General features: G+C 70.1%; 14 protein-coding genes and 2 pseudogenes. 14 read left to right on the top strand and 2 right to left on the bottom strand.

Annotation, left to right across the window (positions count from 1 at the left end):
- Positions 1 to 4: 4 nt before the first annotated feature.
- The 10 genes and pseudogenes from AQI70_RS34990 (at position 5) to AQI70_RS34945 (ending at position 10,298) form a co-directional block, all read left to right on the top strand.
- Positions 5 to 1,084, top strand: coding sequence for an ABC transporter permease (locus tag AQI70_RS34990; RefSeq protein WP_062156471.1), 1,080 nt, complete (start codon positions 5 to 7; stop codon positions 1,082 to 1,084).
- A 7-nt stretch (positions 1,085 to 1,091) separates the two neighbouring features.
- Positions 1,092 to 2,006: an ATP-binding cassette domain-containing protein gene (locus AQI70_RS34985; protein WP_062156462.1), complete on the top strand. Its 915-nt coding sequence runs from the start codon at positions 1,092 to 1,094 to the stop codon at positions 2,004 to 2,006.
- A gap of 116 nt (positions 2,007 to 2,122) precedes the next feature.
- A complete protein-coding gene (gene iolC, locus AQI70_RS34980) occupies positions 2,123 to 3,127 on the top strand; it encodes a 5-dehydro-2-deoxygluconokinase (protein ID WP_062156461.1) in 1,005 nt (334 codons plus the stop codon).
- Between the two features lie 4 nt (positions 3,128 to 3,131).
- Positions 3,132 to 4,004 carry a Cgl0159 family (beta/alpha)8-fold protein gene (locus tag AQI70_RS34975; RefSeq protein WP_062156460.1) on the top strand — a complete coding sequence of 291 codons (873 nt, stop codon included), beginning with the start codon at positions 3,132 to 3,134 and terminating at the stop codon, positions 4,002 to 4,004.
- 23 nt (positions 4,005 to 4,027) lie between these two features.
- A pseudogene (locus AQI70_RS34970) lies at positions 4,028 to 4,351 on the top strand (5-deoxy-glucuronate isomerase); the annotation flags it as partial.
- Positions 4,352 to 4,377: 26 nt separating this feature from the next.
- Positions 4,378 to 6,261, top strand: coding sequence for a 3D-(3,5/4)-trihydroxycyclohexane-1,2-dione acylhydrolase (decyclizing) (iolD, locus tag AQI70_RS34965; protein ID WP_062156458.1), 1,884 nt, complete (start codon positions 4,378 to 4,380; stop codon positions 6,259 to 6,261).
- A gap of 30 nt (positions 6,262 to 6,291) precedes the next feature.
- On the top strand, positions 6,292 to 7,788 hold the full coding sequence (locus AQI70_RS34960; protein WP_062156457.1) for a CoA-acylating methylmalonate-semialdehyde dehydrogenase: 1,497 nt from the start codon (positions 6,292 to 6,294) through the stop codon (positions 7,786 to 7,788).
- A 206-nt stretch (positions 7,789 to 7,994) separates the two neighbouring features.
- Positions 7,995 to 8,228: pseudogene (locus AQI70_RS41015) on the top strand (2-keto-myo-inositol dehydratase); the annotation flags it as partial.
- Between the two features lie 7 nt (positions 8,229 to 8,235).
- Positions 8,236 to 9,234, top strand: coding sequence for a Gfo/Idh/MocA family oxidoreductase (locus AQI70_RS34950; RefSeq protein WP_062156455.1), 999 nt, complete (start codon positions 8,236 to 8,238; stop codon positions 9,232 to 9,234).
- 2 nt (positions 9,235 to 9,236) lie between these two features.
- Entirely contained in the window at positions 9,237 to 10,298 is a 1,062-nt protein-coding gene (locus AQI70_RS34945; protein WP_062156454.1) for a Gfo/Idh/MocA family protein, read from the top strand.
- 3 nt (positions 10,299 to 10,301) lie between these two features.
- Here the strand turns inward: AQI70_RS34945 and AQI70_RS34940 are convergent, their stop codons facing one another.
- Together AQI70_RS34940 and AQI70_RS34935 are read right to left on the bottom strand one after the other, a co-directional pair.
- Entirely contained in the window at positions 10,302 to 11,492 is a 1,191-nt protein-coding gene (locus AQI70_RS34940; protein ID WP_062156453.1) for a polyamine ABC transporter substrate-binding protein, read from the bottom strand.
- 83 nt (positions 11,493 to 11,575) lie between these two features.
- Positions 11,576 to 13,015 (bottom strand): gamma-aminobutyraldehyde dehydrogenase, encoded by a 1,440-nt coding sequence (locus tag AQI70_RS34935; RefSeq protein ID WP_062156452.1) that lies wholly within the window; start codon positions 13,013 to 13,015, stop codon positions 11,576 to 11,578.
- 191 nt (positions 13,016 to 13,206) lie between these two features.
- Here AQI70_RS34935 and AQI70_RS34930 point away from each other — a divergent pair, with 191 nt between their 5' ends.
- The 4 genes from AQI70_RS34930 to AQI70_RS34915 all read left to right on the top strand — a co-directional run bounded on the left by AQI70_RS34930 (position 13,207) and on the right by AQI70_RS34915 (position 17,527).
- Positions 13,207 to 13,722 (top strand): Lrp/AsnC family transcriptional regulator, encoded by a 516-nt coding sequence (locus AQI70_RS34930; RefSeq protein WP_003997532.1) that lies wholly within the window; start codon positions 13,207 to 13,209, stop codon positions 13,720 to 13,722.
- Between the two features lie 19 nt (positions 13,723 to 13,741).
- Positions 13,742 to 15,115, top strand: a complete 1,374-nt coding sequence (locus tag AQI70_RS34925; RefSeq protein ID WP_062156451.1) for an aspartate aminotransferase family protein — start codon at positions 13,742 to 13,744, stop codon at positions 15,113 to 15,115.
- Positions 15,116 to 15,344: 229 nt separating this feature from the next.
- Positions 15,345 to 16,085: an ABC transporter ATP-binding protein gene (locus AQI70_RS34920; protein WP_062156470.1), complete on the top strand. Its 741-nt coding sequence runs from the start codon at positions 15,345 to 15,347 to the stop codon at positions 16,083 to 16,085.
- Positions 16,067 to 17,527 (top strand): hypothetical protein, encoded by a 1,461-nt coding sequence (locus AQI70_RS34915; protein WP_062156450.1) that lies wholly within the window; start codon positions 16,067 to 16,069, stop codon positions 17,525 to 17,527. The genes AQI70_RS34920 and AQI70_RS34915 overlap by 19 nt, the downstream gene beginning before the upstream one ends.
- The last annotated feature ends 37 nt before the right edge of the window (positions 17,528 to 17,564 follow it).

Raw genomic sequence — 17,564 nt, 5'->3', positions numbered from 1 at the left:
GGTGATGAGCATGACCCAGCAGGCTGAGCCGGCGGTGACCGCACCGTCGGCCCCCGGCCCCGGCACGGAGAAGGACGGGCGCACGGCTGAACGCCCGCCGGCGATCCGGCTGTTGGCCCGGCCCGAGGTCGGTGTCTTCCTCGGCGCCGTCGCGGTCTTCGTGTTCTTCCTCGTCGCGGCGCCCCCGGTGCGCGACGGCAGCTCGATGGCCAACATCCTGTACCAGTCGTCGACGATCGGAATCATGGCGCTGCCGGTCGCGCTGCTGATGATCGGCGGCGAGTTCGACCTGTCGGCCGGTGTCGCGGTGATCACCTCGGCGCTGACCGCGAGCATGCTCAGCTACCAGCTCAGTATGAACGTCTGGGTCGGTGTGATCGTCGCGCTGATCGTGTCGCTGGCGGTGGGCCTGTTCAACGGCTGGCTGCTGGTCAGGACCGGTCTGCCGAGCTTCCTGGTCACGCTGGGCACCTTCCTGATCCTTCAGGGCGTCAACCTGGCGGTGACCAAGCTGATCACCGGCAACGTCGCCACCGACGACATCAGCGACATGGACGGCTTCGACCAGGCCAAGGCGATCTTCGCCTCGACCTTCGACGTCGGGGGCGTGCAGGTGAAGATCACGGTGGTGTGGTGGCTGGTCTTCGCGGCCATCGCCACCTGGGTGCTGCTGCGCACCAAGTACGGCAACTGGGTCTTCGCGGTCGGCGGCAACCAGGGCAGTGCGCGGGCGGTCGGTGTGCCGGTGACGTTCACCAAGATCTCGCTGTTCATGCTGGTCGGCTTCGGGGCCTGGTTCGTCGGGATGCACCAGCTGTTCTCGTTCAACACCGTGCAGTCCGGTGAGGGCGTGGGCCAGGAGCTGATCTACATCGCCGCGGCGGTCATCGGCGGCTGCCTCCTGACCGGTGGTTACGGCTCCGCGGTCGGCCCGGTCTTCGGTGCCTTCATGTTCGGCATGGTGCAGCAGGGCATCGTCTACGCCGGCTGGAACCCCGACTGGTTCAAGGCCTTCCTCGGCGTGATGCTCCTCGGCGCCGTCCTGATCAATCTGTGGGTCCAGCGCACGGCGACCCGGAGGTGAACGACCGATGACAACCACCAACGAAACCAGGCCCGCCGAGGCCGCGCCGAAGGACACCGCGGGTCGGACCGGCAAGCCGGTCGTCGAGTTGAAGGGCACCGGCAAGTCGTACGGCAACATCCGTGCTCTGCACGGCGTCGACCTGGCCGTCCACCCCGGGAAGGTGACCTGCGTCCTCGGCGACAACGGCGCCGGCAAGTCGACCCTGATCAAGATCATCTCGGGGTTGCACCAGCACACCGAGGGCGAGTTCCTGGTCGACGGCGAGCCGGTGCGCTTCTCCACTCCGCGTGAGGCGCTCGACAAGGGCATCGCCACCGTCTACCAGGACCTCGCGGTGGTCCCGCTGATGCCGGTGTGGCGGAACTTCTTCCTCGGTTCGGAGATGACGAAGGGCCCGTGGCCGATCCGCCGTCTCGACATCGAGAAGATGAAGAAGACCGCGGACGAAGAGCTGCGCAACATGGGCATCGTCCTCGATGACCTGGAACAGCCCATCGGCACGCTCTCCGGCGGCCAGCGCCAGTGCGTGGCGATCGCCCGCGCCGTCTACTTCGGCGCCCGCGTCCTCATCCTCGACGAGCCCACCGCCGCCCTCGGCGTCAAGCAGTCGGGTGTGGTCCTGAAGTACATCGCCGCCGCCCGCGACCGCGGCCTCGGCGTCATCTTCATCACCCACAACCCCCACCACGCCTACATGGTCGGCGACCACTTCAGTGTCCTGCGCCTGGGCACCATGGAGCTCAACGCCTCCCGTGACGAGGTCAGCCTCGAAGAGCTCACCAACCACATGGCCGGCGGCACCGAACTGGCCGCGCTCAAGCACGAGTTGGCCCAGGTCCGCGGCGTGGACGTCGAGGATCTCCCGGAAGAGGAAGACCTCACCGCACCCGTGGCGACCACCGGCGAAGCGGTCTCCTGACAACGGTGACGGACGGCACGTCCTGCCCACGCCCGTCGGCGGCAGGCGCGCCGAACAGCTCAGAGATCAGACCCACCTTTCCAGCAGGCCTCCCAGGCGAAGGGAAAACAAGCGTGATGCCGTTCGAAGTGCTGACCATCGGCCGTGTGGGAGTGGATGTGTATCCGCTCCAGACGGGTGTGGGGCTGGCGGAGGTCACCTCGTTCGGCAAGTACCTGGGCGGCAGTCCGACGAATGTCGCGGTGGCTGCCGCCCGGTACGGGCACTCCGCGGCCGTGATCACCAAGACGGGCCGGGATCCGTTCGGGGACTTCGTCCGGCAGGCGCTGGAGGGCTTCGGCGTGGACGGCCGGTTCGTGGGGACGTCGGAGATCGCGCCGACGCCGGTGACGTTCTGCGAGATCTTCCCGCCGGACGACTTCCCGCTGTACTTCTACCGCCTGCCGAAGGCTCCTGACCTGGACATCCGTCCGGAGGAGCTGGATTTGGGGGCGGTGGGCGAGGCTCGGATCTTCTGGTTCACGGGGACGGGGCTGAGTGCGGAGCCGAGCCGTTCGGCCACGCTGGCCGCGCTGGCGCACCGGGCGAAGGCGGGCGTGACGGTCTTCGATCTGGACTGGCGGCCGATGTTCTGGGCCGACCCTGACCAGGCGCGGTCCTTCTACGCCGAGGCGTTGCGTCATACGACGGTGGCCGTCGGCAACGTTGACGAGTGCGAGGTGGCGACCGGTGAGCGTGAGCCGTATGCCGCCGCGAAGGCGCTGCTCGCCGCCGGGGTGGAGCTGGCGGTGGTGAAGCAGGGGCCGAAGGGTGTCCTCGCGATGGACCGGGACGGGTCGGCCGTGGAGGTCCCGCCGGTGCCGGTGGACGTGGTGAACGGGCTCGGTGCCGGGGACGCCTTCGGCGGGGCCCTGTGCCACGGGCTGCTGTCCGGGTGGGACACCCGCCGCACGGTCGCCTTCGCCAACGCCGCCGGCGCGATCGTCGCCGGGCGGCTGGCCTGCTCCGAGGCGATGCCGACCGAGGCCGAGGTCGACATGAAACTCCGCGAGGCATGTCCCTCCCTCACGGACTCACTCACGGACTCCCTCACGGACTCCCTCACCGAACGAAAGGCGTGACGACGTGCTGTCCGACAACGTGAGCCGGATCGTGGACGCCCGGGTCAACGATCCCGGTGCCATCGCTGCCGCCGCCGCGCGCCGGGTGAAGGCCACCTCGCCGCTGGGCGAGCACGGCAAGGCGATGATCATCGCGGCCGACCATCCGGCGCGCGGCGCGAACGGCGTCGGCGCGGACCCCTCCGCCATGGCCGACCGCTTCGAGCTGCTGGACCGGCTGTGCATCGCCCTGGACCGGCCGGGGGTGACGGGCGTGCTGGGCACCGCCGACATTCTGGAGGACCTGCTGCTGCTCGGGGTCCTGGACGGCAAGAGCGTCTTCGGCTCCATGAACCGGGCCGGGCTTGCGGGTTCGGTCTTCGAGATCGATGACCGGTTCACCGGCTACGACGCGGAGACGATCGCCGACATGGGCTTCGACGGGGGCAAGATGCTCACCCGTATCGCCCTCGACGACCCCGCGACCCCGTCCGTCCTGGAGAACACCGCCCGCGCCGTCGACGAGCTGAACGACCGTCAGCTCATCGCGATGGTCGAACCGTTCCTTTCGGCGTGGCATGACGGCCGGATCCGCAACGATCTCTCGACGGACGCTGTCATCAAGTCGATCACCATCGCCTCGGGGCTGGGCCGACGTACCGCCTACACCTGGCTCAAGCTCCCGGTCGTGGACGACATGGAGCGGGTGCTCGCCTCGTCCACGCTGCCCGCGCTGCTGCTGGGCGGCGAGGTCAAGGACGCCGACGCTGCCTTCGCCTCGTGGGGGAAGGCGCTGAAGCAGCCCACCGCACGCGGCCTGGTCGTGGGCCGGTCCCTGCTCTACCCCTCGGACGGCGATGTGGCCGGTGCCGTGGACCGGGCGGTGAGCCTGCTGTGAGCAGCAAATACCACCTCCCTGGCCCGGGTGAGGCGCACGCCCTGTCCACCCGAGATTCCGAGTTCCTGGTCCTGCCGCTGACGGGCTCGTGCACCGTCACCACGGACGGCACGGCCTTCGAACTCACCGGTCGGACAGGCGTGTTCGCCTCGGTCACCGACTTCGCCTACCTGCCCCGCGAGTCGGAAGCCCTGATCAGCAGCGCAGATGGTGGGAGGTTCGCGCTGCCCTCCGCCCGTACCGAGCACGGCTTCGGCTACCAGCGCGTCAACGGCACCCCCGAGCGGCCCATCGACGTGCTCGCCGAGGTCCGCTCCGGCGACACCGTCCTGATCCCGCACGGCTGGCTTCCCTTCGAAGGACTCAACGAGCGATGAACACCGTCCGACTGACCACCGCCCAGGCATTGGTGCGCTTCCTGGCCAACCAGTACAGCGAGCGCGACGGCCAGGAACAGCGCCTCGTCCCCGGCGTGTGGGGAATCTTCGGGCACGGAAACGTCGCCGGGATCGGGCAAGCCCTGCTGCAGGCTGCGGTGAACGAAGAGGCCGATCTGCCGTACTACCTGGCCCGTAACGAGCAGGGCATGGTCCACGCCTCCGTCGCCTACGCCAAGATGCGCGACCGGCTGGCCACCTTCGCCTGCACCGCCTCCACCGGCCCCGGCTCCACCAACATGATCACCGGTGCCGCCCTGGCGACGACCAACCGGCTGCCGGTCCTCCTGCTCCCCTCCGACATGTTCGCCACCCGCGCCGCCGACCCGGTCCTGCAGCAGCTGGAGGACACCCGCGGCGGCGACGTCACCGTCAACGACGCCTTCCGCGCCGTATCCAAGTACTTCGACCGCATCTCCCGCCCCGAACAGCTCATCCCCGCCGCACTCGCGGCGATGCGAGTGCTCACCGACCCGGTCGAGACCGGCGCCGTCACCCTCGCCCTGCCCCAGGACGTGCAGGCCGAGGCCTACGACTGGCCGGTGGACTTCTTCCGCCGCCGGGTGTGGCATGTCGGCCGCCCGGTCCCGGAACCGGCAGCCGTCGCACGCGCCGCCGCGCTGCTCCGCAACGCAAGGAAGCCTCTGATCGTGGCAGGCGGCGGCACCGTCTACTCCGGCGCCGAGACCGAACTGCGTGCCTTCGCCGAGGCCACCGGCATCCCCGTCGCCGACACCCACGCCGGCAAGGGCGCCGTCCCCTGGGACCACCCCTACGCTGTCGGCGGCATCGGCTCCACCGGCGCATACGCCGCCAACGACCTCGCCCGCGAAGCCGACGTCGTCCTCGGCATCGGCACCCGCTACAGCGACTTCACCACCGCCAGCCACACCGTCTTCGCCAACCCCGAAGTCACCTTCGTCAACCTCAACGTCGCCCGCCTCGACGCCGTCAAACACTCCGCCGAACCCCTCGTCGCCGACGCCCGCCTCGGCATCCAAGCCCTCGCCGCCGCACTCACCGACTGGGAAGTCGACCCCGCCTACCGCGAGCGCACCCGCAGGCTCATCGCCCACACCCGGCAGATCGAGAACGAGTGCTTCGCCCCGGACCGCAACACCGGCGACCTGCCCGCCCAGACCCAGATCCTCGGCGCCCTCAACGACGTCCTCGACGACCGCGCCGTCGTCATCAACGCCGCCGGCTCCATGCCCGGCGACCTCCAGCAGCTGTGGCGGGCCCGGGACCCCAAGGCCTACCACGTCGAGTACGCCTACTCCTGCATGGGCTACGAAGTCGCCGCCGGCGTCGGCGCGAAGATGGCCGACCCCACACGCGAAGTCGTCGTCCTCGTCGGCGACGGCTCCTACCTGATGATGGCCCAGGAGATCGTCACCATGGTCTCCGAAGGCCTGAAGGTCATCATCGTCCTCGTCCAAAACCACGGCTTCGCCTCCATCGGCGCCCTCTCCGAATCACTCGGCTCCCAGCGCTTCGGCACCAAATACCGCTTCCGCAACGATCAGTCCGGTCAGCTCGACGGCGGCATCCTGCCCGTCGACCTTGCCGCGAACGCGTCGAGTCTCGGTGCGGACGTCCTGCACGTCACCACCGTCGACGGCTTCCGTACGGCGATGGAGAAGGCCAAGGCCGCCACCCGCACCACCGTCGTCCACGTCGAGACCGACCTCTACGGCCCCAACCCACCCGGCCACGGCTGGTGGGACGTCCCCGTCAGCGAAGTCTCCACCCTCAACACCACCCAGGCCGCCTACAAGACGTACGCCGCCCACAAGCACACCCAGCGCCACTACCTCTAAAACCCCGCCCCCACAAAGGAAACCCTCACCGTGAAGACCATCCCGCACTGGATCAACGGCAACCCCACACCCGGCTCCGCCGCCGACACCCAGCCGGTGTTCAACCCGGCCACCGGCACCGAACAGGCTCAGGTCGTCCTGGCCGACGCCACCGACGTGGACACCGCCGTCCAGGCCGCCACCGCCGCCTTCGAGACCTGGTCGGAATCCTCCCTCACCCAGCGCACCCAGGTCATGTTCGCCTTCCGCCAGCTCCTCGTCGACCACGAGGAGGAACTCGCCCGGATCATCTCCGCCGAACACGGCAAAACCGTCGACGACGCCCGCGGCGAGATCACCCGCGGCCGAGAGGTCGTCGAGTTCGCCTGCGGCCTCGGCGACGTCCTCAAGGGCAACTTCTCCGACCAGGTCTCCCGCGGCATCGACGTACACAACTTCCGCCAGCCCCTCGGCGTCGTCGCCGGCATCACCCCCTTCAACTTCCCCGCCATGGTGCCCCTGTGGATGCACCCGATAGCCATCGCGACCGGCAACACCTTCATCCTCAAGCCCAGCGAACGCGACCCCTCCGCCGCCAACTTCGTCGCCGAGCTGTACCAGCAAGCCGGCCTCCCCGACGGCGTCTTCAACGTCATCCACGGCGGCAAGCCCGCCGTCGACGCCATCCTCACCCACCCCCACATCCAAGCCGTCTCCTTCGTCGGCTCCACCCCCATCGCCAAGTACGTCCACGAGACGGCCACCGCCCACGGCAAACGCGTCCAGGCCCTCGGCGGCGCCAAGAACCACGCCGTCGTCCTCCCCGACGCCGACCTCGAATTCGCCGCCAACCACATCACCGCCGGCGCCTACGGCTCCGCAGGCGAACGCTGCATGGCCGTCTCCGTCGCCGTCGCAGTCGGCGACGCCGCCGACCGGCTGGTGGACATCCTCAAGCGCAAGGCCCGCGAAGTGAAGGTCGGCCCCGGCGACAAACCCGGCACCGAGATGGGCCCCCTGGTCACCAAAGCCGCCCAGGAACGCATCGAGAACGCCGTCACCACCGCCGCCACCCAGGGCGCCACCGTCGTCGTCGACGGCCGCGGACTGAAAATCGACGGACATGAGGAAGGCTTCTTCACCGGACCCTCCCTCCTCGACCATGTCACCACCGACATGGACGCCTACCAGGAAGAACTCTTCGGCCCCGTCCTCGCGATCGTCCGCACCGACACCCTCGACGAGGCCATCCATCTCATCAACACCAACCCCTATGGCAACGGCACCGCCCTGTTCACCGCCTCCGGCGAAGCCGCCCGCCGCTTCCAGCGCAAGGTCAACGTCGGCATGATCGGCGTCAACGTCCCCGTCCCGGTCCCGATGTCCTACTACTCCTTCGGCGGCTGGAAGGACTCCCTCATCGGCGACTCCCCCATCCACGGCCCCGAAGGCATCCGCTTCTACACCCGCCCCAAGGTCATCACCACCCGCTGGCCCCAGCCCACCCACCAGCACACCGCCGGCTTCAACTTCCCCACCTCCAGCTGAGATCTCCTGCGCTGAGATCTCCTGCGCTGAGATCTCCCGCTCCTGCCTCCAGAGGACATGTCATGGCAACGGCACCAACCCCGCTCCGCACCACCGCGGGCAACCTGTGCCTGGGCTCCGCCCCCGACTCCTGGGGCGTCTGGTTCCCCGAGGACGACCACCAGGTCCCCTACACCCGCTTCCTCGACGAACTCGCCGCTGCCGGCGGCGAAGCCGTCAAACGCGGCGTCTGCGTCTCCCCCGCAGGCGTGCCCAACCCGGCCGACATCGTCGCCGAACTGGCCGCCCTCGACGCCGAGTTGTTCGTCATCGTCGAACAGGACCTGTACCCGTGTGCGCCCGAGGTGCCGCTGCCCATCGCCGTCAGCACCCGTGAACACCTGGCCGGCTGCGGCCTGACGGGAACCCGGCGCCCGACTCTCGCCATCCCCGGCCGGTGAGCGGGGCATGAGCGTCGTACGCGTTGGAGTGATCGGCGCGGGCAACATGGGCGCCGACCACGTGAACACCCTGCACCGCCATGTCTCCGGCGCCGTGGTCACCATGGTCGCCGACATCGACGAGGAGCGCGCCGCCGCCGTCGCCGGCGCCCTCCCCGGTGCCCGCGCCACCGGTGATCCGTACGCTGTGATCGCCGACCCGGAGGTCGACGCCGTGGTCGTCGCCTCGCACGACACCACCCACGCCGATCTGTCCGTCGCGGCCGTGCGGGCCGCGAAGCCCGTGCTGTGCGAGAAACCCCTCGCCCCCACGCTGAGCGAGTGCGTCCGCGTCGTACGGGAGGAGCGGCGGGCCGGCAAAGAGCTGATCTCGCTGGGTTTCATGCGGCGCTTCGACCCCGCGTACGTGGAGCTGAAGGAGTCCCTGGCGGCCGGTGTCTGCGGGGCGCCGCTGCTGTTGCACTGTGTCAGCCGAGGGGTCGCCTCCGCTCCCGGGGCCACCGACGAGTTCAGCATCACGGGGTCGGCCATCCATGAGTTCGACACCGTGCCGTGGCTGCTCGACTCGCCTGTGACCGAGGTCAGTTGGCACGCGCCCCGCGCCACTACGGCGGTGACCGGTCTGCGGGATCCGCAACTGATGCTGCTGCGCACCGCCGACGGCGCACTGACCACCGTCGAGGTGTTCCTCAACGCCGGCTACGGCTACGACATCCGCTGCGAGGTGGCCGGCGAGCGCGGCACGCTCGCCCTCACCAACCCCGCCCGCCTGGTCACAGACTCGGCGCGGGCCCGCTCCCTGGGCTACCCCGCCGACTGGCGTCCCCGGTTCGCCGACGCCTATCGCCTGGAACTCCAGGCCTGGATCGACGCCGTCGCCACCGGGAGCCCCGCCCCGCTGGCCACGGCGCACGACGGCCTGGTGGCGGGCGCGGTGGCCGAGGCCGTCATCGCGTCCATGAAGAACGGGGGACGGACCGTCACCGTCCAGGTCCCGGAGGTCTGAGCATGTCCGCCTTCCCCACCGCCCTGCCCGCGCCGCGCACCCCGGACCCGATGGACGCTCCCGCACTGCGCTGGGGCGTTCTCGGCACCGGCTGGATCGCCGATCGCTTCGTACGCTCCGTGCGGCGCCACACCCGCCAGCGCTTCACCGGCGTCGCCTCCCGGGACGCCGCCCGCGCCGGGGACTTCGCGGACCGCCACGGCATCCCGCACGCGTACGGCTCCTACGAGGAGCTGACCGCGGCCGCGGACGTGGACGTCGTCCATGTCGCCACCGGACACACCGACCACCTCGGCTGCGCCCGGATCGCCCTTGAGGCCGGCAAGCACACCCTGGTGGAGAAGCCGCTCGCCCTGAACGCCGCCCAAGCCGGTGAGATCGCCCGACTCGCCACGGAGCGCGGCCTGTTCTGCGCCGAAGCCCTGTGGACGTTCTTCCTGCCCAGGTTCGACGTCGTCCGGCAGATCCTCGACTCCGGCGTCCTCGGCGACATCCGCACCGTCCTCGCCGAGTACGGCGAGCACTTCACCGCCGGGCACCGCATCCTCCGCCCCGACCTGGCCGGCGGGCCCCTTCTCGACCTCGGCACCTATCCCGTGTCCCTCGCCACCTGGATCCTGGGCCCTCCGGCCGAGCTGCTGGCCTCGGCCCAGCCGCACCCGGCGGGCGTCAACGGCCAGACCTCCGCCCTCCTCCGAGGCGCCGACGGCAGTCAGGGCGTCGTCCACACCACCCTCTTCAGCGACACCCCCACCACGGCCACCATCGCCGGCACGCACGGCACCCTGAGCCTGCCCGGCCCCTTCCACCAGCCCGGCGACCTCGTCCTCGCGCTGGCGGGAAGCGGCACGCGACTGGCGTACACGGAACCGCGGACCGCCCACGACGCCCTGCACTTCGAGGCCGCGGAGGTGGCCCGCTGCATCGCCGACGGCCGCCTCCAGTCCCCGCTCCGCCCGCTGGACGACTCGCTGACCACGCTGCGCGCGATGGACGAGATCCGCCGACAGTGCGGCATCGTCTTTCCCGGGGAGCCGGAAGACCACCGCCTTGGCGCGGAGTGATCGCTACAACCCCGCGATCGCATTCCACCGCTTCGCGAACTCCACCCGTTCCCCGGCCGTGATGTCCCGCGCGATCGCCAGGCGCCGGCGCATCGCCGTGTCCGGGAAGATCAGCGGGTCCTCGGCCAGGGCGGCCGTCTCCTCGTCCTTGGCGGAGGCGAGCACGTCCCGGGCGGCCGGGACGGGGCAGACGTAATTGACCCAGGCGGCCAGTTCGGCGGCGACCTCGGGCTCGTAGTAGTAGTCGATCAGCCGCTCGGCGTTGGTCTTGTGGCGGGCCAGGTTGGGGATCATCAGGGACTCCGACCAGAGCTCGGCGCCCTCCTCGGGGACGACGAAGCGGATGTCGGGGTCGTCGGCCTGGAGCTGGATGACGTCGCCGGAGTAGGCCTGGCACGCCAGTACGTCGCCGCTCGACAGGTCCTTGATGTAGTCGTTGCCGGTGAAGCGGCGGATCTGGCCCTTGCGCACCTGCCGCTCGACCTGGTCGCAGACCGTGTGGAAGTCGTCCGCCGTCCACCGGGTGATGTCGACTCCGTTGCCCTGCATGAGCAGGGCGAAGGCCTCGTCCAGCCCGGAGAGCAGGGTCACCCGGCCCTTCAGGTCGCTCGCCCACAGCTCGGACACGCTGCGTATCTCACGGCCCAGCCTGCGGCGGTGGTAGGCGATGCCGGTGATGCCGGACTGCCAGGGCACGGTGAACCTGCGGCCCGGGTCGAAGGCCGGTGAACGCAGCAGCGGGTCAAGGTACTTGGTCACGTTCGGCTGCCGCGCCCGGTCCATCTCCTGCACCCAGCCCAGCCGTACGAAGCGGGCGCACATCCAGTCGCTGATGACGACGAGATCGCGGTCGGTGCGCTGGTGGTTCATCAGGGCGGGGCTGATCTTGCCGAAGAACTCGTCGTTGTCGTTGATCTCCTCGACGTACTCGACGGAGATGCCGGTGCGCTTCTCGAAGGCCTCCAGCGTCGGCCGCCGCGTCGCGTCCGCGTCGTCGGTGTCGATGTAGAGCGGCCAGTTGGCCCAGGTCAGCCGCTTGTCGATGGCGGAGAGATCAGCGGCGGCCCGCTCGCTGGGCGGCACGTAGGCGGCGGGCACACCGCAGCCGACGAGCCCGCCCAGCAGGGCACCCGAGCCGAGTGTGCGCAGCAAGGACCGGCGGGACAGCGACGAGTTCTTCGATCCGAGGGCCATGTCCGCAGCATGCCAGGGCTGCAACGCCCTCCAGGGGCGCGGGGAACCGCGCGACCAGCCCCCACGCACCCCCACCCGAGGTGCTACGCCTCCAGAGACGTCATGACGTGCTTGATCCGCGTGTAGTCATCGAACCCGTACGCCGAAAGGTCCTTGCCGTACCCGGACTTCTTGAAGCCGCCGTGCGGCATCTCCGCGACCAGCGGAATGTGCGTGTTGATCCACACGCACCCGAAGTCCAGCGCCTTGGACATCCGCATCGCCCGCCCGTGGTCCTTGGTCCACACCGACGACGCGAGCGCGTACTCGACACCGTTCGCCCACTCGACGGCCTGCTCCTCGTCGGAGAAGGACTGCACGGTGATGACCGGCCCGAAGACCTCCTTCTGGATAATCTCGTCGTCCTGCTTGACGCCGGAGACGACGGTCGGCGCGAAGAAGTAGCCCTTGTCGCCGACCCGCTTGCCACCGGCCTCCACGCGGGCGTGGGCGGGCAGCCGCTCGATGAAGCCCTCGACCTGCTTGAGCTGGTTGGGGTTGTTGAGCGGCCCGAACAGCACGTCCTCGTCGTCCGGCTGCCCCGTCTTGGTGTCGGTGGCGGCCTTCGCGAGCGCGGCGACGAACTCGTCGTGGATGGCCTCGTGGACGAGGACGCGGCAGGCGGCCGTACAGTCCTGTCCGGCGTTGAAGAAGCCCGCGACGGAGATGTCCTCGACGGCCTTGGCGATGTCGGTGTCCTGGAAGACGACGACCGGCGCCTTGCCGCCCAGCTCCAGGTGGACCCGCTTGAGGTCCTTGGACGCGGACTCGGCGACCTGCATACCGGCCCGCACCGAACCGGTGATGGACGCCATGGCCGGGGTCGGGTGCTCGACCATCATGCGGCCGGTCTCGCGGTCACCGGTGATGACGTTGAAGACGCCCTTGGGCAGGATCGAGCCGACGATGTCGGCGATCAGGACGGTCGACGCGGGGGTCGTGTCCGACGGCTTCAGCACGACCGTGTTGCCCGCCGCGATCGCCGGCGCGAACTTCCACACGGCCATCATCATCGGGTAGTTCCAGGGCGCTACCTGCGCGCAGACGCCGACCGGCTCACGGCGGACGATCGAGGTCATCCCCTCCATGTACTCACCGGCCGAGCGGCCCTCCAGCATCCGCGCGGCGCCCGCGAAGAAGCGGATCTGGTCGACCATCGGCGGGATCTCCTCCGACCGGGTGAGGCCGATCGGCTTGCCGGTGTTCTCCACCTCGGCGGCGATCAGTTCCTCGGCCCGCTCCTCGAACGCGTCCGCGATCTTCAGGAGGGCCTTCTGGCGCTCGGCGGGCGTCGTGTCGCGCCAGCCGGGGAAGGCCCGGGCGGCGGCCTCCATCGCGGCGTCCACGTCCGCCTGCCCGGACAGCGGCGCGGTCGCGTACGCCTCGCCCGTCGCGGGGTTGACCACTTCGGTGGTCCGTCCGTCGGCGGCGTCCCGGAACTCACCGTCGATGTAGTTGCGCAGACGACGCAGCTCGGTGCTCACTGCCGGCCTCCTGTCAGGTCTCACTGCTGCTGGCTGTCAGTTCTGGTTGTCCAGTTACTGAGACACCCACCCTAATCGCCGATCCCACGTTTTCAACACCCCCACTTGCGCCACTGCTGCGAAATCCGCAGGTCTCAGTCACGTAAACAACGAATTTCATCGATACGGCCTTGCGGAACTGTCGAGACGTCGTGCACAGTGACGTCGTGGCCAGTCGAAGCGCAGAGCACAGGGACTCCCGCGAGTCCAGGAACGGCGGTCCCCAGCTGGACGCCGTCTCCCTCGCCATCATCGAACAACTCCAGGAGGACGGCCGCCGGCCGTACGCCGCCATCGGCAAGGCCGTCGGCCTGTCCGAGGCGGCCGTGCGCCAGCGTGTCCAGAAACTGCTGGACCAGGGCGTGATGCAGATCGTCGCCGTCACGGACCCGCTCACCGTGGGCTTCCGGCGCCAGGCGATGGTCGGCGTGAACGTCGAGGGCGACGTGGAGTCCGTCGCGGACGCGCTGACCGCCATGTCCGAGTGCGAGTACGTGGTGATGACCGCGGGGTCCTTCGACCTGATGGTGGAGATCGTCTGCGAGGACGACGACCACCTCCTGGAGGTCATCAACAGACGCATCCGGGCCGTGCCCGGAGTCCGCTCCACCGAGAGCTTCGTCTACCTCAAGCTCAAGAAGCAGACCTACATGTGGGGAACCCGATAACCGTGAGGACCCGATAACCGTGAGCACCAACAGCCCTCAGGACCTCAGCAGGACCGCGTACGACCACTTGTGGATGCACTTCACCCGCATGTCCTCGTACGAGAACTCCCCCGTCCCCACCATCGTCCGGGGCGAGGGCACCTACATCTACGACGACAAGGGCAAGCGGTACCTCGACGGCCTCGCCGGCCTGTTCGTGGTCCAGGCCGGGCACGGCCGCGTCGAGCTGGCCGAGACCGCCTTCAAGCAGGCGCAGGAGCTGGCGTTCTTCCCGGTATGGTCCTACGCCCACCCGAAGGCGATCGAGCTCGCCGACCGCCTCGCGGACCACGCGCCGGGCGATCTCAACAAGGTCTTCTTCACCACGGGCGGCGGTGAGGCGGTGGAGACCGCCTGGAAGCTCGCCAAGCAGTACTTCAAGCTGGTCGGCAAGCCCACCAAGCACAAGGTCATCTCGCGCGCGGTCGCCTACCACGGCACCCCGCAGGGCGCCCTGTCCATCACGGGTCTGCCCGCCCTGAAGGCGCCGTTCGAGCCCCTGGTCCCCGGCGCCCACAAGGTCCCGAACACCAACATCTACCGCGCCCCGATCTTCGGCGACGACCCCGAGGCCTTCGGCCGCTGGGCCGCCGACCAGATCGAGCAGCAGATCCTCTTCGAGGGCCCGGACACGGTCGCGGCCGTGTTCCTGGAGCCGGTGCAGAACGCGGGCGGCTGCTTCCCGCCCCCGCCCGGCTACTTCCAGCGGGTGCGCGAGATCTGCGACCAGTACGACGTGCTGCTCGTCTCGGACGAGGTCATCTGCGCCTTCGGCCGCCTGGGCACGATGTTCGCCTGCGACAAGTTCGGCTACGTCCCGGACATGATCACCTGCGCCAAGGGCATGACCTCCGGCTACTCCCCCATCGGCGCGTGCATCATCTCCGACCGGATCGCCGAGCCCTTCTACAAGGGTGACAACACCTTCCTGCACGGCTACACCTTCGGCGGCCACCCGGTCTCCGCGGCCGTGGGCCTCGCCAACCTCGACCTGTTCGAGCGCGAGAACCTCAACCAGCACGTCCTCGACAACGAGGCCGCGTTCCGCGCGACGCTGGAGAAGCTGTACGACCTTCCGATCGTCGGTGACGTCCGCGGCAACGGCTTCTTCTACGGCATCGAGCTGGTCAAGGACAAGGCGACCAAGGAGTCCTTCGACGCCGACGAGACCGAGCGCGTCCTGTACGGCTTCCTCTCCAAGAAGCTCTACGAGAACGGCCTGTACTGCCGCGCCGACGACCGTGGTGACCCCGTCGTCCAGCTCGCCCCGCCGCTGATCTCCAACCAGGAGACGTTCGACGAGATCGAGCAGATCCTGCGGGCGACGCTGTCGGAGGCGTGGACCAAGCTGTGACGCCTCCCACGGCGAGCCCGCCGACCGGCGGAATCTAATCTTCCATCCGGATGATCAACACCGGCCCCGGTGCCGCCCGATCGAGTGAGAAACGGCGGTCCGGGGCCGTGTGCTGTCCGGGCTCCGGGTAACGCCTGCCTAGCGTGCCTGTGACCGATCGGCCCAGCCTTCGTTCCCCCGCACGAGGGAAACAGGTACGGGAAAACGGATCAGAACCGAGGTGTACGCCATGGTGGCCCCGCCGGACAACGACGTGCTCTGGGCACGCGCCCTGCACTTCACCTACAACGACGGTTCGCCCGCGCTCAGCGGCGTCTCGCTCGGTGTCCAGGAGGGTGAGGTCCTCGCCGTCATCGGCCCGCGCGGCAGCGGCAAGACCACTCTCCTGCGGTGTCTGTCCGGTCTGCTGGCGACGCGCCGCGGCGAGATCTGGTTCAACAGCGTGCCGGTGCACACCATGAACCCGCTGGCCCGCGAACGGCTCCGCCGCGACCGCTTCAGCTGGATCGACCCCCACCCGTCCCTGGTCCCCGAACTGACCGTCTGGGAGAACGCCGCCCTCCCCCTCATGCTGCGCGGCACCAGCCGCCGCCGCGCCAAGACGGCCGCGCTGGAGTGGCTGGAGCGCCTTGACGTCGGCGAGGCCGCCCGTAAGCGCCCGCACCAGCTGCTCCAGGCCGAACGCCAGCGCGTCTGCGTCGCCCGCGCCCTGGCCCCCGCACCGACGGTCCTGTTCGCCGACGAGCCGGCGGCGCCCCTGCACCGCGCCGACCGCGTACGCGTCCTGCGCACCCTGACGACGGCGGCCCGCTCGCACGGCATCACCGTCGTCCTGGCCAGCTACGAGACGGACGCGGCGATCCTCGCCGACCGCACCATCACCCTCCTCGACGGACGGCGCGTGAACTCGGTGCACCTGCCCCCGGTCGCCGGGACGGAAGGCCGGGCCGCGTGCTCGCTCTCCGTCTGACCCGCGGCGCCCGACCCGCCGTACACCTGCGCCGCCTGCTCGTCACGACGGCGTCGGCGGGCACGGGCTTCCTGCTGCTCAGCGCCCTGGGCTACGCGATGTCCCACCCGGACTCCCCCGCCGCCTCACTCCTGCGCCTGGCCTGGTGCGCACCCCCACTGGCCGCCACCGTCCACCTGGCGGTGGCGGCTGCCCGCACGGACCCCAGCACCAGACCCCGCCCCGGCCTCGCCGCGATCGGCCTGGGCCCGGCCCGCCTGATGGCCGTCGCGGCCGCCGCCACGGCCCTGTCCTGCACCCTCGGCTCCCTGCTGGCCCTGCTGTGCTTCCTGCACCTGCGAGGCGACCTGACGGGCATGCCCTTCGACGGCGCGGCAGCGGAGTTCCTCGCCGCGGACAGTCCCCTGCCGGTGCCGGCCGCGCTGACACTGCTGACGCTGGTACCGGCGATCGCGTCAGTGGCGGTGGCGTTCATGCTCCGGCCGAAGGAGCTCGGGGCCGCCGGGACGCGGGGGGCGGGAAGGGCGTACGGCCGCTTCGGGGCGTACGGCACACCGGCGAGGCGGGAGCCGTTCGGGGTGTATGGCCGCTTCGGGGGCCACCTGATGCGGGGCGGCCGGGGCGCTACGGCCGCGCACAAGGCCGCGGAGGGCGGCGAAAGACCCACCGATCACGCCGCGGCCCGCCGGGCCGAACACCCTGAGCGCGACCACACCGCACAGTCGGCGGGCAGCCGTGCCGCCGGGGCGGCGCCCGGGCCGGAGAAGGAGACCGAAGCAGCAGCCGACCCCACCACCGCCACCGACCTGGACCACGCGCTCCGTCCCGCCCCCCGCAAACCCCCCGCCGGTCTCCCCTGGGGCATCGCCGTACTGGCCGCAGGCCTCGCCATGGAGGCCCACGCCGGCCGCGCCACCTCCGGCACCCTCACCCTGTCCGCCGTCCTGCCCACCGGCCCCTCGGGAGTCCTGGCCGGCTGGGTTCTCACCGCCCTCGGCCTCGCCCTGGCCGCCCCCGGCCTCACCCACCTCTGCGGCCGCCTGCTCCAGGCCGTGCGCCCCGGCGCCCTGCGCCTCCTTGCGGGCCGGGTTCTCATGGAGGAGGCCACCCGCATCGGCCGGCCCCTCGGCGTCGTCTGCGCCGTGACCTGCGCCGCGTATGCCATGGCCCCCCTCTCCGCCACCGCGGCCGCACCGCCCTTCGGGCCCCTCACCGCCCTCGGCGGCGCCGTGGTCACCGGCTGCACCCTGGCCACCCTCCTCACCACCGCCGTAGAGGCCAAACAGGCCCGCGCCGACACCACGGCCGCGCTGCTCCGCCTCGGCACCCCCACCGCGATGCTCCGCAGCGCGGCAGCCCTGCGCGCCGGTGCCCTGCTGGCCCTCTTCGGCCCGCTCACCCTGATCGTGGCGGAGCTGGCAGCACTGCCCTTGGCACGCTGACCGCGAGCCGAAGCCCGCGAGGCGCCCGCTGCGCGAA

Source organism: Streptomyces curacoi (assembly GCF_001513975.1).
GTDB classification, from domain to species: domain Bacteria; phylum Actinomycetota; class Actinomycetes; order Streptomycetales; family Streptomycetaceae; genus Streptomyces; species Streptomyces curacoi.
Note: the sequence above shows the minus strand (reverse complement) of the source record. Positions and strands in the feature narration are given on the sequence as shown.

Bases quoted from the DNA above. Each gene is read 5' to 3' on its own strand.
- AQI70_RS34985 (WP_062156462.1), top strand. From the start codon at position 1,092: ATGACAACCACCAACGAAACCAGGCCCGCCGAGGCCGCGCCGAAGGAC.
- iolC (WP_062156461.1), top strand. From the start codon at position 2,123: ATGCCGTTCGAAGTGCTGACCATCGGCCGTGTGGGAGTGGATGTGTAT.
- AQI70_RS34990 (WP_062156471.1), top strand. From the start codon at position 5: ATGAGCATGACCCAGCAGGCTGAGCCGGCGGTGACCGCACCGTCGGCC.
- iolD (WP_062156458.1), top strand. From the start codon at position 4,378: ATGAACACCGTCCGACTGACCACCGCCCAGGCATTGGTGCGCTTCCTG.
- AQI70_RS34945 (WP_062156454.1), top strand. From the start codon at position 9,237: ATGTCCGCCTTCCCCACCGCCCTGCCCGCGCCGCGCACCCCGGACCCG.
- AQI70_RS34950 (WP_062156455.1), top strand. From the start codon at position 8,236: ATGAGCGTCGTACGCGTTGGAGTGATCGGCGCGGGCAACATGGGCGCC.
- AQI70_RS34940 (WP_062156453.1), bottom strand. From the start codon at position 11,492: ATGGCCCTCGGATCGAAGAACTCGTCGCTGTCCCGCCGGTCCTTGCTG.
- AQI70_RS34920 (WP_062156470.1), top strand. From the start codon at position 15,345: ATGGTGGCCCCGCCGGACAACGACGTGCTCTGGGCACGCGCCCTGCAC.